The sequence below is a fragment of the Pediococcus ethanolidurans genome (genome assembly GCF_001437405.1).
GTDB classification, from domain to species: Bacteria; Bacillota; Bacilli; order Lactobacillales; family Lactobacillaceae; genus Pediococcus; species Pediococcus ethanolidurans.
Genome location: NZ_JQBY01000002.1, coordinates 125600 through 141762, shown reverse-complemented (window position 1 = coordinate 141762; position 16163 = coordinate 125600). Strand labels below are relative to the sequence as shown.

General features: G+C 37.4%; 11 protein-coding genes. 8 read left to right on the top strand and 3 right to left on the bottom strand.

Going from position 1 to position 16163, the window contains the following annotated elements; translation table 11 throughout:
* Positions 1 to 135: 135 nt before the first annotated feature.
* Positions 136 to 1038 (bottom strand): magnesium transporter CorA family protein, encoded by a 903-nt coding sequence (locus IV87_RS01505; RefSeq protein ID WP_057805139.1) that lies wholly within the window; start codon positions 1036 to 1038, stop codon positions 136 to 138.
* Positions 1039 to 1055: 17 nt separating this feature from the next.
* Entirely contained in the window at positions 1056 to 2390 is a 1335-nt protein-coding gene (locus IV87_RS01500; protein ID WP_057805138.1) for an APC family permease, read from the bottom strand.
* A 548-nt stretch (positions 2391 to 2938) separates the two neighbouring features.
* Here IV87_RS01500 and IV87_RS01495 point away from each other — a divergent pair.
* Positions 2939 to 4564 carry a peptide ABC transporter substrate-binding protein gene (locus IV87_RS01495; protein ID WP_057805137.1) on the top strand — a complete coding sequence of 542 codons (1626 nt, stop codon included), beginning with the start codon at positions 2939 to 2941 and terminating at the stop codon, positions 4562 to 4564.
* A gap of 120 nt (positions 4565 to 4684) precedes the next feature.
* Here the strand turns inward: IV87_RS01495 and hflX are convergent, their stop codons facing one another.
* A complete protein-coding gene (gene hflX / locus IV87_RS01490) occupies positions 4685 to 5962 on the bottom strand; it encodes a GTPase HflX (protein WP_057805136.1) in 1278 nt (425 codons plus the stop codon).
* 325 nt (positions 5963 to 6287) lie between these two features.
* On the opposite strand from hflX, the gene IV87_RS01485 reads away from it, so the two are divergent.
* The 7 genes from IV87_RS01485 (at position 6288) to IV87_RS01455 (ending at position 16016) form a co-directional block, all read left to right on the top strand.
* Positions 6288 to 7916 (top strand): peptide ABC transporter substrate-binding protein, encoded by a 1629-nt coding sequence (locus IV87_RS01485; protein ID WP_057805135.1) that lies wholly within the window; start codon positions 6288 to 6290, stop codon positions 7914 to 7916.
* A gap of 274 nt (positions 7917 to 8190) precedes the next feature.
* Positions 8191 to 9828 carry a peptide ABC transporter substrate-binding protein gene (locus tag IV87_RS01480; protein WP_057805134.1) on the top strand — a complete coding sequence of 546 codons (1638 nt, stop codon included), beginning with the start codon at positions 8191 to 8193 and terminating at the stop codon, positions 9826 to 9828.
* Between the two features lie 368 nt (positions 9829 to 10196).
* Complete coding sequence (locus tag IV87_RS01475; protein WP_057805133.1) at positions 10197 to 11825, top strand: peptide ABC transporter substrate-binding protein; 1629 nt, start codon at positions 10197 to 10199, stop codon at positions 11823 to 11825.
* A 125-nt stretch (positions 11826 to 11950) separates the two neighbouring features.
* Complete coding sequence (opp3b, locus tag IV87_RS01470) at positions 11951 to 12880, top strand: oligopeptide ABC transporter permease (RefSeq protein WP_057805132.1); 930 nt, start codon at positions 11951 to 11953, stop codon at positions 12878 to 12880.
* A 4-nt stretch (positions 12881 to 12884) separates the two neighbouring features.
* On the top strand, positions 12885 to 13907 hold the full coding sequence (locus tag IV87_RS01465; RefSeq protein WP_057805131.1) for an ABC transporter permease: 1023 nt from the start codon (positions 12885 to 12887) through the stop codon (positions 13905 to 13907).
* A 12-nt stretch (positions 13908 to 13919) separates the two neighbouring features.
* Positions 13920 to 15047 (top strand): ABC transporter ATP-binding protein, encoded by a 1128-nt coding sequence (locus IV87_RS01460; RefSeq protein ID WP_057805130.1) that lies wholly within the window; start codon positions 13920 to 13922, stop codon positions 15045 to 15047.
* A gap of 9 nt (positions 15048 to 15056) precedes the next feature.
* The gene (locus IV87_RS01455; protein ID WP_143053150.1) at positions 15057 to 16016 is read left to right on the top strand and encodes an ABC transporter ATP-binding protein; all 960 of its coding nucleotides are present in this window, start codon (positions 15057 to 15059) and stop codon (positions 16014 to 16016) included.
* The last annotated feature ends 147 nt before the right edge of the window (positions 16017 to 16163 follow it).

Genomic DNA, 16163 nt, shown 5'->3' with positions numbered 1-16163 from the left:
AGCCAACCCCTGAACCACACAACTGTTAGATGAAAAATAAATAACCCATCAAAGATTAACTTGATCTTTGATGGGTTATTTTATATGCAAAAAATAAAAAACATCTCATTAAAATGGATGTTTTGAAAGCTTGATTTATATTGAATGATGATTATGCAAATAAATAATTAGGATTAGCATCAAGACACCTGTAAGAACAAGTGAAGCTAACCAGGCTAACGAGCCGTCAACTAATGGTAAATGCATATTCATGCCATAAAAGCCACTGACAATCGGTGGAACAGCCAATAAGAGTGACCAAATTGTGAGAAAACGCATAATTTCGTTTAAGTTATTATTAATCAGACGATCAAAGGTATTACTTAGTTGTTCCACGCTTTCAGAGATTAAACCGATCATGCGATCAGCCTGATTAGTTTCCAATTGAACGTTGTGCAGTTTTCGATAACATTTTTTATCAAATGAAATGTCAGTATCTTGTGAAATAGATTTGATCTCCTCAAAACAACTTGAGTTTTCTTGGATTGCTGATCGTAAATAAATGGCATCTTGATTAATTAGAGTTAAATCATCAAGATGTTTGGCCCGACTATGAACGCTCAGATTTCCTTGAATTTGATCGGCTTGATATTCTAGTCTGGAAACTCGACCAATGTATTTACGAACAATTGGTAAAATGAGATCTAGAAGAAAAGCCATTCGTTTTTCATAGGTGTTTTGCCAAAGATCTTGAATGGTTTCATTGATAACTTCCATTGTAGAACTTGTAAAAATAAAGAGTTTTTCGTCGTAGAAAATTACAGATACTGGTTCGGAGTGGGACGTTCCTTTAACTGGTGCCCAAAATACTAAAAGGACATACTTCCCGTCCACACCAATTTCAATTCGTGCTGGTTCGTCTTTATCGTCTACATATTCAAGTAAAGTAGCAGGAATACCAAATTTTGCGACTAGTTGCTGTTTTTCAGAGTTGCTACAGTCTTTGACATGAGTTAAATCGAATTTATGTTTTTGATCTGCCAAGTAGCTATTGATCAAAATGAGAACCTCCAGTATTAGATCTGATTTCGATAATGATGTTTACAATAATAATATACTGGAAATCCAACTAAAACAAATACAAAGGAAAACAAAACCCCCACGAGATCAGATTGGATTTCACTGACGATCACGAATAAAGAACCTAAGATGGCTACAATTGGCGTAAAGGGAAACAGTGGTGTGCTAAATGGACGTTTTAAATCTGGATTTCGTTTGCGTAATAGAAAAGCACCTACAAAGGTCATAACATAAAAACAGTAAACTGTAAAAATACATAATTCAGACAACCGATCGGCATTAAAAAAGAGAATCATAATAGCGGAAATTGAAACGGTTGTTAAAACAGAAATAATGGGTGTCTGAGTGTTGCGGTTTAAGTAGGAAAGCTGTTTGGCAAAGGGTAATTCATGATCACGTGCCATTGCATACATGATCCGTGGGAACGTCATGATTTTTCCGTTCATGCAGCCGACGATGGAAATGATGATGCCGATACTTAAAACTTTTCCACCAATTGCGCCGAAGTCCTTTTCGGCCATATAAGGAATTGCGCCAATACCTAGTTTGTGAATCAAGGTAGCTGGCATACTGCGAAAGACGCCAAAGCTTACCAACATATAAATGGCAAGAACTAAAACGATTCCTAAAGTAATGGCTTGTGGCAGCCGTTTTTCTGGATTTTTAATTTCGTCGCCTAAATTAGCTACCAAGATCCAGCCGTCAAATGCAAAAAGGGTGGCAAGAATGGCAACACCAAAATTACCGGCTGATTGATTAGCTGTGGAAAAAGTTTGAGCAAACGCATTTTCTTTACCATAGAATAAACCAAACCAGATAAGTGCGATTACGGGAACCAACTTACAGATTGTGGTGATAATTGCAAAGGTTGCGCCATAGCGATTGGATAGTAAGTTGAGTCCAGCGACAAGAACAACGGCAATAAGTGCAATGGGCACGGTCCAACTTTGAGGCATGTCGAAGAAATCGACTAAGAGGATGCCAAGATAGGCTGCTAATGAAGCGATCATTGCGGGACCATAGATGATGATTTGCATCCAACCAGCTAAGAATCCCCAAACTTTACCGTAAATTTTTTCCATATAATAGTAGAGACCACCGGTTTTGGGCATTTGGGAGGCAATCTCAGCGATGGTTAACCCGGCGGTCAAGGTGATGATACCACCTGCAAGCCAGGCTAACATGGCGTTGGTGGTGGAACCAGCATCGTCTAAGACGGCTGCTTGACGAACGAAGACGCCGGAGCCAATGATGGTGCCGATGACGAGTGCAAGTGCGGACCAAAGACCAAGTGAGCGATTGAGGGTCACTTGGTCGGTTTCATTGTTCATAAGAATACCTCCCTAAAATTGTTAAGTAGTATTGTAACGTAAAAAAGTGAACGGAGCAAATCGGTAGTCCTTCAAATGTAAGACAGGTGTAGGCGGGATCGCAATCCCGCAGAAACCTGTCTTACATTTGAAGGACTGATTTGGGTAGTTGTCCTAAGAAAAAAATGAGTAAAAATGTTTTGAAATGCAAGTGCGCTGTATGTGAGATGCAGTCTCGCAGTAAGCGTGCTTAGGTCGATGACTCTGGTTTGCCGAACCGTCCTAAAAAGTGAACGGAGCAAATCGGGTAGTCCTTCAAATGTAAGACAGGTGTAGGCGGGATCGTAATCTCGCAGGAATCTGACTTACATTTGAAGGACTGATTTGCATAGTTGTCCTAAAAAGTGAACGGAACAAATCTAGCCTACCGAACTGTTTAAAAACAGCATTTATTGATATTCTATAACCTATTTTTAAATTAATATGAATAAATATTCACAAAACTATTGATATATTCACAGTGCGTGTATATAATGAGTCTTGTTAATTTAAAAAGAGGAGCGGAAACTATGAAAAAACAAGAAAAATTAAAGGTGTCAGGGACTGCGGTCCTGATTGCTTTAACTTTAGCAGGATGCGGTCAGACAAAGGCAGCTAGTAAGAAGACGATTAGTATGCCAACTGGTACAGAAATTACCACATTAGATTCTTCTAAGGCCATTGACGATACCAGTTTGACACAGATTTCAAACTTTAATGAGGGGCTTTATCGAATTGGCAATAATAGCAAAATCCTACCAGGAATTGCGACGCATGTAACAGAAGCAAAAAATGGTAAAAAATACGTATTTACACTCAGAAAGAATGCTAAGTGGAGTAATGGTGATGCTGTAGTTGCACAGGATTTTGTGTATGCTTGGCAACGAACAGTTAGTCCCAAGACAGCTTCTGAGTTTGCTTATTTATATTCGGGTATTCATAACGCTGATAAGATTTCCGCTGGAAAGGCACCAGTAAAGACGCTTGGAATCAAAGCAACTGGCAAGTATAAGCTAACTGTTACACTTGATACACCAATTCCATATTTCAAATTGCTAATGGGTTTTCCTAGTTTCTTTCCACAGAATAAAAAGACGGTTGATAAGTATGGAAGTAAGTACGGCTCTACTTCTAAAGACATGGTTTATGATGGTCCCTTTGTTCAGAAAGGATGGACTGGTAGTAATTTAAGTTGGAAACTAGTTAAAAATTCAAATTATTGGGATAAATCAGATGTTAAACTTGATCAAATGAATTTTCAGGTTATCAAAGATACAACCACTGGTTTGAATTTATATAATAGTAAAAAACTAGACACCGTGACACTTTCTGGAAGTCAGGTAGCGCAATACCAATTAAACAAAAGCTTTGTAAGTCGTAAATTAGCACAATCTTCTTACATAGAATTTAACCAGTCTAAGAACAAGGTTTTGCAGAATAAGAAAATCCGTCAGGCACTTTCATTAGCGGTTGATCGAGAGCAGCTTACTAAAAAAGTACTTGCAGATGGATCAGAACCACTAAAAGGGTATGTTTCAAGTGGCTTAGCAAAGGATCCAACTAGCGGGAAAGACTTTGCCACAGAAGCTTCAGTCCCTTCTGCTGTATCTTATAATTTAAAACAGGCCAAAAAACTTTTGGCTGAAGGCTTGAAAGAAGAACATAAAACATCTCTAAATTTGGATTTACTAAATAATGATAGTGACATTGGTAAAAAGACTTCAGAATTTTTACAAACAGAATGGCAGAAATTGCCCGGCGTTAAGATTTCATTAACTAATATTCCCTACAAATCATTTTTAACCGACGAAGCAAATAAGAAATTTGATTTAGCCTTATCCGGTTGGGCAGCTGATTTCTCTGATCCAATTTCATTTTTACAGATTTTAACATCGAACAATGCACAAAATAATGGTGGTTGGAAAAATAGTCAGTTTGATGCCGCAATTAAAAAAGCCGACACCGCTGATGCAACAAATCCTGAAAAACGATTTGCAGATATGGTTCAAGCTGAGAAAATCTTAATGAAGGATCAAGGTGTAGCACCAATTTATCAAAGCACGCAGGCTCAACTTTGGAAATCAAATATCAAAGGACTTGTGTATAATTCAGCGGGGATTTATTACGATTACAAAAATCTTAATGTGACAAAATAAGTGACAAACTAAAAATTGTTAATTAGTTAAGTTGGTTTTTACCAATTTGATAGTTAACAATTTTTTTGCAAAAAAAAACAACTATCACGAAAATTCGTAGTAGTTGTCTGTAAATGTTTGTTAATTTTCAACCTCAGCCACCAAGTAATCATGGAAACGTTGATAATCTTCACTGCTAAGTTCAGCAGTAATCTCGGTACCTTCAGCTTTGTAATCAGTTTTTAAGACATTTGTGTGTTGATTTAAATAATCAACAATTTGACCCTTATCAAATGGTATGAGGAAAGTAGCTTCACGATAACCAGTAAATACCTTTTGTTTGATCATATTGGTTAACAGAACGAGTGATCGCTTATCCTTAGCGGAATAAGTAATTTCTGCATTGCCTTCCAGAGTTGGAAATTCAACACCTGCAATGTCAGCCTTGTTAAATGCGACAATCATAGGGACCTTAGTCACACCGATTTCTTGCAAAGTTTCGTTTGTGGTTTGAATCATTTCACGAAAATGTGGATCGGAGACGTCTACCACTTGAACTAATAAATCAGCTTGTGCAGCTTCTGCTAATGTGGAACGAAACGCCTTGATTAGCTGATGGGGAAGGTGACTTACGAAGCCGACAGTATCACTAAGCAATAACTGCTTTTGATCAGGAAATGTTAGCTGGCGAACACTTGTATCTAATGTGGCAAAGAGCATGTTCTTTTCAAATACTTGTTTGTCATCACTTTTGCCATACATGTGAACTAAACCATTCATAGTGGTAGATTTACCAGCATTAGTGTAACCAACTAATGCAACACTAGGAATACCAGTCTGATCACGTTTTTGTCGTTGAACGGCAGTTGACGTGGTCATCTCTTTCAATTCATGATTTAAATTGTTAATCCGTTGTTGAATTGTGCGTCGGTTCATTTCCAGTTTAGTTTCACCGGCACCACGGTTTGTATAACCACCGCCAGCATCACCAGCAGATTGCTGATCAAGTCGTTGCGATGAACTGGTTCGTAATCTTGGCATTTGGTAATTTAATTTGGCGATTTCTACTTGCAGTTTTGCTTCTCGTGATTGGGCACGATTGGCAAAAATCTCTAAAATTAAACCCGTTCGATCAATTACTGAAAGTTTTGATTCCTGCTCTAAGTTTCTAATTTGGCTGGGAGAAAGCTCAGCGTTAACGATTAAGGTATGCACATCAATGCTGGTACCTAACTCATGTAACTCAGTAACTTTACCACTACCAAAGTAAGTTGCAGGATTTGGACGATCTAATTTTTGAATAACCTTTTCGGTTGCTTCCATGTTATTTGCTTCAACTAAAGCCGCTAGTTCTTGCATAGCATAATCAATGTTTTGATTAGGCAACTCAAGACCGGCAATAATAACTTTTTCGGTCATAATGAACACCTCGAATTCTTTAATGCCTCCAGTATAGCATAGGTGTACGTTTTCATAGATTAATCAGCATTGTTAGTAATGAAATAACAAACAACTTATATTCTTATTAATGAGATTATCATTAAAAATATTATTTTTGTAACATTATGAAACCAAACGCTAGTATTAAACGAATGTAAGGGCTTTTTGGCTTAAAAGCATTTGTCAACATTAAAAATAAATTAGTATTTAATATTGTATTTCATTTTTCTTTAACCTATAATGAAGTCGCTTTTAAAAAAGAGCACTAAAAACAGCATAAATGCTAGAAAGAAAGATGAATTTTATGAAAGTAAAATCAGTCGTAAAATTGAGCGCAGTTGCGTTGGCTTCCACATTTGTCCTGGCCGCATGTGGGGCTAAGAGCAGTTCAGCAAAGAAACAATCAGTTAATTTTATGGAGTCAGCTGAAATTTCCACTATGGATACCTCTAAGGCCGATGATGTGGTCAGCATGACCCAATTATCAAACACCGAGGAAGGTTTGTATAGATTAGGTAAGAACAGTTCAGTACATAATGCTTTAGCTACTAGCACCAAAGAGTCAAAAGATGGTAAAACATGGACCTTTACCATTCGTAAAGGGGCTAAATGGAGTAATGGTGATAAGGTGACCGCCAAAGACTTTGTTTATTCTTGGCAACGGACTGTTAATCCAAAGACAGCTTCTGAATATGCATACCTATTTTCAGGAGTCAAAAACGCGGATCAAATCATGGCAGGAAAAGTTAACTATAAGAAACTTGGAATTAAGGCCGATGGCAACTATAAGTTGACAGTAACACTTGATCGTCCAATTCCATACTTCAAGTTGTTAATGGGCTTCTCAGTATTCTTCCCACAAGATCAAAAAGCGGTTGAAAAGTACGGATCTAAATATGGAACAGCTTCAAACAAACTGGTTTATAACGGTCCTTACAAACAGGTTGGATGGAAAGGAACTAACTTAAGCTGGAAGTTAGTTAAGAACCCTGAGTATTGGAATAAGAAGAACGTTAAGATGAATACGATTAAGTATCAGGTTGTAAAGGATTCATCAACAGCTTTAAACTTATATAATAGTAAGAAACTCGATGTAACCACTATTAGTGGTACGCAGGTTGCGCAATACAAGAACAACAAAGCTTATGTATTACGTAAAGAAGCTTCAACCTTCTATCTACAATTAAATGAGAAGAGAAAGATCTTCAAGAATAAGAAGATTCGTCAAGCAATCTCAATGTCAATTGATCGAAGTCAGTTGACTGGAAAAGTCTTAGCCGATGGTTCACAAAATGTGAGTGGACTCGTTTCAAACGGTTTAGCTAAGAATCCTTCAACCGGTGAAGATTTTGCTAAAGAATCAGCAGTAAAATCTGCTTCAACTCAAAACTTAACTGAAGCTAAAAAGCTTTTGAAAGAAGGATTGAAAGAAGAAGGATTGACCAGTTTGAAGTTCACCTTGATGGCTGATGATACAACTGCAGGAAAAGCCACAAATGAATTCTTACAGTCACAAATTGAAAAATTAGGCAGTAACGTTAAGGTTACCGTTCAAAACATTCCATTTAAGACACGTTTAACAGATTCAAGTAATGGTAAGTTTGATGCTGTTGTTTCTGGCTGGGGTGCTGACTTCTCAGATCCAATTTCATTCTTACAACTCTTTGTCACAGGTAATGCACAGAACAATGGGGGTTACAGTAGTAAAGAATATGATGCTTTGATCAAGAAGTCTAATACTACTGATGCTACTCATCCACAAAAACGTTGGAATGACATGGTTAAGGCAGAAAAGATTCTTATGAATGATCAAGGAATTGTACCTCTTTATCAACAAGCAACTTCACAACTTTGGAATACAAAACTGAAGGGTGTGGTTTATAACACTGCTGGTAATGAGTACGATTATTCAAAACTCAACCTTACAAAATAATTGAATCATTATTTTCACACAAAAGATATCGAATATAAAGTTCGATATCTTTTTTTATGTGAATTAAATTAAAATAAATTAGAACTTATTAATTACTTATTTTTATATTAAACACGGGCACACACGACTTTTTAGATAATTTTTTTTTAAAAAACAGATGAAATATTAAAATAAAATAAGTTTTTCTATTGTATTTAATCTTAATTTAATGTAAGATGATATCAGCTTTTAAAAAGAGTAAAAACAGGACAAAAAGGAAATGGAGTTGTAAGTTATGAAAGTCAAATCAGCAGTTAAGCTTGGCGCTGTCGCGTTAGCCTCAACATTTGTACTAGCTGCGTGTGGTTCAAGCAATAGCAGTAGTAGCTCGAAGAAACAATCCGTTAATTTTATGGTGGCTTCTGAAATTCCTACTATGGATACCTCAAAGGTAACAGACACAATTGGTTTAACTCAGTTAGCTAATACTGAGGAAGGTCTTTATCGCTTAGGTAAAAACAGTTCAGTGCATAATGCTTTGGCAACCAAGACTGTTGTTTCAAAGGATAAGAAAACTTATACATTCACTTTACGTAAGAATGCTAAATGGAGTAACGGCGACAAAGTAACCGCTAAAGATTTTGTTTATTCTTGGCAACGTACTGTAAATCCTAAGACAGCTTCTGAATATGCATACTTGTTCTCAGGAATTAAGAATGCTGACAAGATCTCGGCTGGAAAAGTTAACTACAAGCAATTGGGAGTTAAGGCTGAAGGTAATTACAAGTTAGTCGTTACTTTGGATCGTCCAGTTCCTTACTTTAAGTTGTTAATGGGATTTGCACTCTTCTTCCCACAAAACCAAAAAGCAGTTGAAAAGTATGGTTCTAAATACGGAACGGCTTCTAACAAGTTGGTTTATAACGGACCATACAAGTCAGTTGGTTGGACTGGAACTAACTTGAAGTGGAAGTTAGTTAAGAACAAAGATTACTGGAATAAGAAGAATATCAAGATGGATACAATTAACTATCAAGTAGTTAAGGACTCATCTACTGCATTAAACCTATATAATAGTAAGAAACTTGATGTGACAACCATTACTGGTAGCCAAGTTGCTCAGTATAAGAACAACAAGGCATACAAGTTACGTAAAGAAGCTTCTACATTCTACCTACAGTTGAATGAAAAGAAAGACAAGTATTTCCAAAACAAGAAGATTCGTCAAGCAATTTCAATGTCAATCGATCGTAATCAGTTGACTGGTAAAGTTCTTGCAGATGGTTCTCAGAATCCGCTTGGCTATGTCTCTGCTGGATTAGCAGAAAATCCTAAAACTGGTAAAGACTTTGCTAAAGAAGCAGAAGTTAAATCAGCAGTTACCCAAAACTTGACTCAAGCTAAGAAGTTATTAAAAGAAGGCTTGAAAGAAGAGGGTATGACAAGCCTTAAATTTACTTTGATGGCTGATGATACACCAGCTGGTAAGTCAACAAACGAATTCTTACAATCACAAATCGAAAAATTGGGTAGCAACGTCAAGGTTACTGTTCAAAACATTCCATTTAAGACTCGTTTGACTAACTCAACTAATGGTAAGTTTGATGCCGTTGTTACTGGTTGGGGCGCTGATTTCGCTGATCCAATTTCCTTCTTACAACTCTTCGTTACTGGTAACTCAAACAATAACGGAAGTTGGAGTAACAAGGAATACGACAAGTTAATCAAGGCTTCAAACACAACCGATGCTAACAACACACAAAAACGTTGGAATGACTTGGTTAAGGCTGAAAAGATCTTAATGCAAGAACAAGGTATCGTACCACTTTATCAACAAGCTGCTTCACAATTGTGGAACACTAAGTTGAAGGGTGAAGTTTACAATACTTCGGGTGTTAACTTTGATTACTCTGGTCTTTATTTAGAAAAATAGACTGAAGTGAAAATTTAATTGAAATCTTAGAGAGAAGAGCATTTATGTTGTTGCTCATCTCTCTATTTTTTCAAATGTGATCTCTCTAAGAATTAGATGATTATAATCGTCGAAAATTAAGTTTATACGGTCAATTACATGAGCTAAAAATGAGCAATTTTAAAAATGTAATAAAAAACGCATACATTCAATAACGACGGTGCCTCGTAAAGTGTGAGTATTAACAAAGTAGTGCTAAAATCTTGATATAATTAGAACAAGCGATTGAATTTAATCTTCTTCTAATATATAATAAGAACAACTTTTGTTAAGAAAGTACATAATGATGAAATCAGTTAAGATTTCACAAAGGGGTTGGAAAAATAATTATGAATGTCAGATCAGCAGTGAAGGTTGGAGCGGTCGCGCTAGCTTCAACATTTGTTTTGGCTGCATGTGGGTCCAAGAATAGTAGTTCGTCAAAAGAATCAGTTAACTTTGAAGAAAGTGCTGAGATTGCTACGATGGATCAGTCGAAGGTTACCGATGTTGTTGGTTTTACCCAATTAGGTAACACGCAAGAAGGACTTTATCGTTTAGGTGCTAAGAGTAAAGTCAAGAATGCCCTTGCTACAAGTACAAAGGAATCCAAAGATGGTAAAACTTGGACCTTTACACTTCGTAAAAATGCTAAATGGAGTAATGGTGATGCTGTTACGGCCAAAGATTTCGTTTATGCATGGCAACGGACTGTTAATCCAAAGACAGCTTCTGAATATGCTTACTTATTCTCAGGTATTAAGAATGCTGACAAGATTGCTGCTGGGAAAGCTAATTATAAGACGTTAGGAATTAAGGCCGATGGTAACTACAAACTAGTTGTTACGCTCGATCGTCCGATTGCTTACTTCAAGTTATTAATGGGCTTCCCAACATTCTTCCCACAAGATCAAAAAGTTGTTGAAAAGTATGGTTCTAAGTACGGAACCGCATCTGATAAGCTTGTTTATAATGGACCATACAAGCAAACTGGTTGGACAGGTACTAACTTAAGTTGGAAGCTTGTTAAGAACAACAATTACTGGGATAAAAAGAACGTCAAGATGGATACCATTAAGTATCAGGTTGTTAAAGATGCAAGTACTGGCTTGAATCTTTACAATAGTAAAAAACTTGATGTCGCTAATATTACTGGTAACCAAGTTGCACAATACAAGAACAACAAGGATTACATTTTACGGAAACAGTCTTCTATGTTCTATCTGCAATACAATATGAAGAAACAAAAAGTTTTCCGCAATGCTAAAATTCGTAAAGCTATTTCATTAGCAATTAATCGTAAACAATTGACTGGTAAAGTTTTAGCTGATGGTTCTGGTAATCCTAAGGGACTTGTTTCAACTGGTTTAGCAAGCAATCCTAAGACTGGCGAAGACTTTGCTTCAGAAGCAGAAGTTAAATCAGCAGTTACCCAGAATTTGACAGAGGCCAAGAAGTTAATGGCTGAAGGACTTAAAGAAGAGGGCAAATCAAGCCTATCATTTACACTTCTTGGTGATGATACAGCTTCAACAAAGCAAATCACAGAGTTCTTACAGTCACAAATCGAAAAGATTCCAAATGTTAAGGTTAGTCTTCAAAACGTTCCATTTAAGACACGTTTAACTAACTCATCTGATGGTAAGTTCGACGTTGTCCTTTCTGCTTGGGGTGCCGATTTCTCTGATCCAATTTCCTTCTTACAATTATTTGTTACAGGAAATGCACAGAATAATGGTGGATTTAGCAATAAACAGTATGACAAGTTGATTAAAGCTTCTAATACAACGGATGCCACAAATCCTCAAAAGCGTTGGGATGACATGGTTCAAGCTGAAAAGATTTTGATGAACGAACAGGGAGTTGCACCAGTCTTCCAGCAAGCACAATCACAACTTTGGAGCTCTAAGTTAAAGGGTGTTGTTTATAACACTGCTGGCGTTAACTTTGACTATAAGAGTTTGTATCTGACAAAATAATGTTCCATTAATTAAGCGTTAATTTTTTGGACAGAAGGGTAAGGGTTCGCGTAACTGCTGGCTCTTACCCCTTTGTTATAAAGGCAATGTTGGCTTGAGGTAAAGAAAGATAGGGAGGAATATAAATGGCAAGATATTTAGTAAGACGAATCTTTTATCTGGCATTAACGCTATTCTTGATTGCAAGTATCACCTTCTTCTTAATGAAGTTGATGCCCGGAACACCGTTGAATAACCAGGCAAAACTAACACCACAGCAAATCAAAGTAATCTATGAGCATTATGGTTTGAATAAACCAGTTTGGCAGCAATATGTAAGTTATATTGTGGATGCAGCACACGGTAATTTTGGACTTTCATTCCAATTTAGTGATCAACCTGTATCTTATTTAATCTCAAGTCGAATTGGACCATCATTACAATTAGGTGGTCAAGCTATGATTGTCGGCGTTGTTGTTGGAATTATTGTTGGCTCTTTAAGTGCTATTCGTAAAAACACTTGGGTTGATGGAACTTCAACATTTATTTCAATTTTAGGAATTTCTATTCCCAGTTTCGTACTTGCTATTTTACTTCAGTATTATTTGGGACTTAAATTACAATTGTTCCCAATTGCTGATTGGGGCGGCTTTTCATACACAGTGTTACCAACACTTGCATTAGCTGCTTCACCATTTGCGGAAACATCTCGATTTGTTCGAACAGAAATGGTCGATGTTTTGGGGAGCGACTATATCGAACTTGCTAGGGCCAAGGGATTGAGCAGAATCGGAATCGTCTGGCACCATGCGCTGCGTAATAGTTTAATTCCGTTAGTAACAGTTATTGGACCTTTAACGGCGGCTATTATGACTGGTTCTATGGTTGTTGAAAACATCTTCTCAGTACCAGGAATTGGTGAACAATTTGTTAAGTCAATCTTGGTAAACGATTATCCAACTATCATGGGTGTCACTATGTTGTACTCTGCTTTACTATGTGCAATGTTGTTGTTAACCGATTTAGTTTACGGAATTATTGATCCACGTATCCGAATTGCTGGGAAAGAGGGGTAAATAAATGGAAGAAAAAATGAAGTTAGCACCGGACGCTTTTGAGCCGGTTTCTAAAAAAGATGAATTAGACGACGAAAAAATCGTTGCACCTTCCCGGACATTTATCCAGGATGCTTGGCGACGGTTACGTCAAAACAAGGCTTCTTATGTTTGTTTATGGATCTTGGTTGTTATTGGTTTGATTGCTTTTACATCACCTATAACAGCTTCACACCCAAATACTTCAAATCCAAACTATGCTAATTTACCACCAAAAATTCCTGGTGTGAATATCAATGGATTTAATGGTACCTCTGTGGTTGCCGGCAAACGAGTTGATGCATATAAACAAAACCATGTGCCAAGTAAAGTGCATTATACTTTGGGAACTGACTATTTGGGTCGTTCACTTGCACAACGTATTTTACGAGGAACTTTGGTTTCCTTATTAATTGGTTTATTTGCCACCTTGATTGATTTAATCGTAGGTGTCGGGTACGGGGTTATTTCGGCTTGGAAAGGTGGGATAACGGATATTATCCTTCAACGGATTATTGAAGTTATTTCATCTGTTCCAAATATCGTTATCATGGTCTTGTTAATGCTGATCTTAAAAGGTGGTATGTTACCAATTATCTTGGCAATCGCCTTTAACGGCTGGACCACGATGGCGCGACTAACGCGTGCTCAAACACTACAATTGAAATCACAGGAGTATGTTTTAGCAGCTAGAACGTTGGGTGAATCAACGTTTAAGATTGCTGTTAAACATTTATTGCCTAACCTTTCAAGTGTCATTATTATTCAAACGATGTTCACTATTCCATCAGCAATTTTCTTCGAAGCATTCTTGAGTTATATCGGAATTGGTATTCAAGCACCAACAGCTTCACTAGGAACATTGATTAGTGATGGACAGAAGAACTTTCAATTCTTACCATATCAAATGTGGTACCCCGCAATTATGCTTTCAATTATCATGATTGCATTCAATATTCTCGCCGATGGCTTGCGTGATGCGTTTGACCCTCGGACAGCTCGTAGATAGGAGGAAGATACAATGGAAAATGCAGAAGAAAACATTCTGGAAGTAAAAGACTTAACCATTGACTTCCACACCTATGCAGGTACGGTTAAGGCGATTCGCGACGTTTCTTTCCATTTGAAAAAGGGAGAAACATTAGCAATTGTTGGCGAGTCTGGTTCTGGTAAAACTGTTACAACCAAAACAGTTATGGGATTGTTAGCGAACAATGCTGAAGTTGTTGAAGGAACAGTTAAGTTTCGTGGCAAAGATATTTTAAAAATGACTCAAAAACAGTTGGAAGATATTCGTGGTAAAGATATTGCGGAAATTTTCCAGGATCCTATGACTTCTTTGGATCCAACGATGCGGATTGGTAAGCAAATTGCTGAACCTTTGCGTATTCATAAGGGTTATAGTCGTGAAAAGGCTAATAAGCAGGCTCTTGAAATGCTTAAATTAGTCGGTATCACAAATGCTGAAGAACGAATTAATGATTATCCGCATCAATTTTCAGGTGGTATGCGTCAACGAATCGTAATTGCGATTGCGTTGGTATGTTACCCAGAAATTCTAATTGCTGATGAACCAACGACTGCTTTGGATGTGACCATTCAGGCTCAGATTTTGGATTTGATGAAAGAATTACAAGAAAAAATCTCAACTTCAATCATCTTTATTACTCATGATTTGGGTGTTGTTGCAGGAATGGCTGATCGGGTGGCTGTTATGTATGCTGGAAAAATTGTGGAATACGGAACGGTTGATGAAATCTTTTATAATCCACAACATCCTTATACATGGGGACTGTTGAATTCAATGCCTACGTTGGATACAGCTAAAGGTAAACTGGAATCCATTCCAGGAACACCGCCAGATTTGTTGGACCCACCAGCTGGAGATCCATTTGCTGCTCGTAATCCATATGCAATGAAAATTGATGAACAAAAAGAGCCACCATTTTTCAAAGTTTCGGATACACACTATGCTGCAACTTGGCTTTTACATCCAGATGCACCACATGTTGAGCCTCCAGTAGAAATTAAACGTCGTCAAGAAGTTTACAAGAAGCGTTTACAGGAAGGTACGATCAATCAAGGTCATATTCATTCCACAGGTAATACGAGTTTTGGAACTGACGATGATGACGCAATTGGTGAGTAGAGGAGGCTAATCATGGATACACGAGAAAAAATTCTAGAAGTAAAACATTTAAAGCAATACTTTAATGTTGGAAAAAAAGATGAAGTACGTGCCGTTGATGATGTTTCCTTTGATATTTATAAAGGTGAAACTTTCGGTTTAGTTGGTGAATCTGGTTCAGGAAAGACCACTACCGGACGTGCAATTATTCGGTTGCTTGACCCAACTGACGGTCAGGTGCTGTTTAACGGGCGTGATGTTGCTTCATTGAAGAGTAAAACTGACATGATGGCCTTCCGTCGTGAAATGCAGATGATTTTCCAGGATCCATATGCTTCCTTAAATCCCCGTATGAAGGTTAAGGATATTGTGGCTGAAGGAATTGATATTCATCACTTAGCTAAGAATGATCAAGATCGGACTAATCAAGTTGAAGATTTACTTGAAACGGTTGGTTTGAACCGAGATCACTCAAGTCGTTATCCAAATGAGTTCTCAGGTGGACAGCGTCAGCGTATCGGAATTGCGCGTGCGTTGGCTGTTCAACCAGATTTCATTATTGCTGACGAACCAATTTCCGCTTTGGATGTATCTATTCAGGCGCAGGTGGTTAACTTGATGAAGGAATTGCAGGAACAAAAGGGTTTAACTTATTTGTTTATTGCACATGATTTGTCAATGGTTAAGTATATTAGTGATCGAATTGGTGTTATGCATTATGGTAAGTTGCTTGAAATTGGACCTGCGGAAGAGGTATATAATCATCCTCTGCATTTATATACGGAGAGTTTGGTTTCGGCGGTGCCACAGCCGGATCCTGAGTTTGAACGAAACCGTCGTCAGGTGGTTTATGATTCAACACCAGAATTTGATGGTAAGAAGCGTCAGATGGTGGAGATTACGCCGCAGCATTTTGTCCGTGCGAGTGAAGATGAGTTAGATACTTATCGAAAACGAGCGACTGAGGCGGGATTGAAGACGTTGATCTAAAAAATAGAGTGTAACAAAAGGCGATTAAGCTTCGAGTATAGCCTAGGAACTTAAATAATTCGTATTTGGAATTGTTTAAGTTTCGTAGCTAAACGGAGAAGGTTGCCTTTTTTTACACGTTTCGGCTATAAAGATAGGTAAGACGGA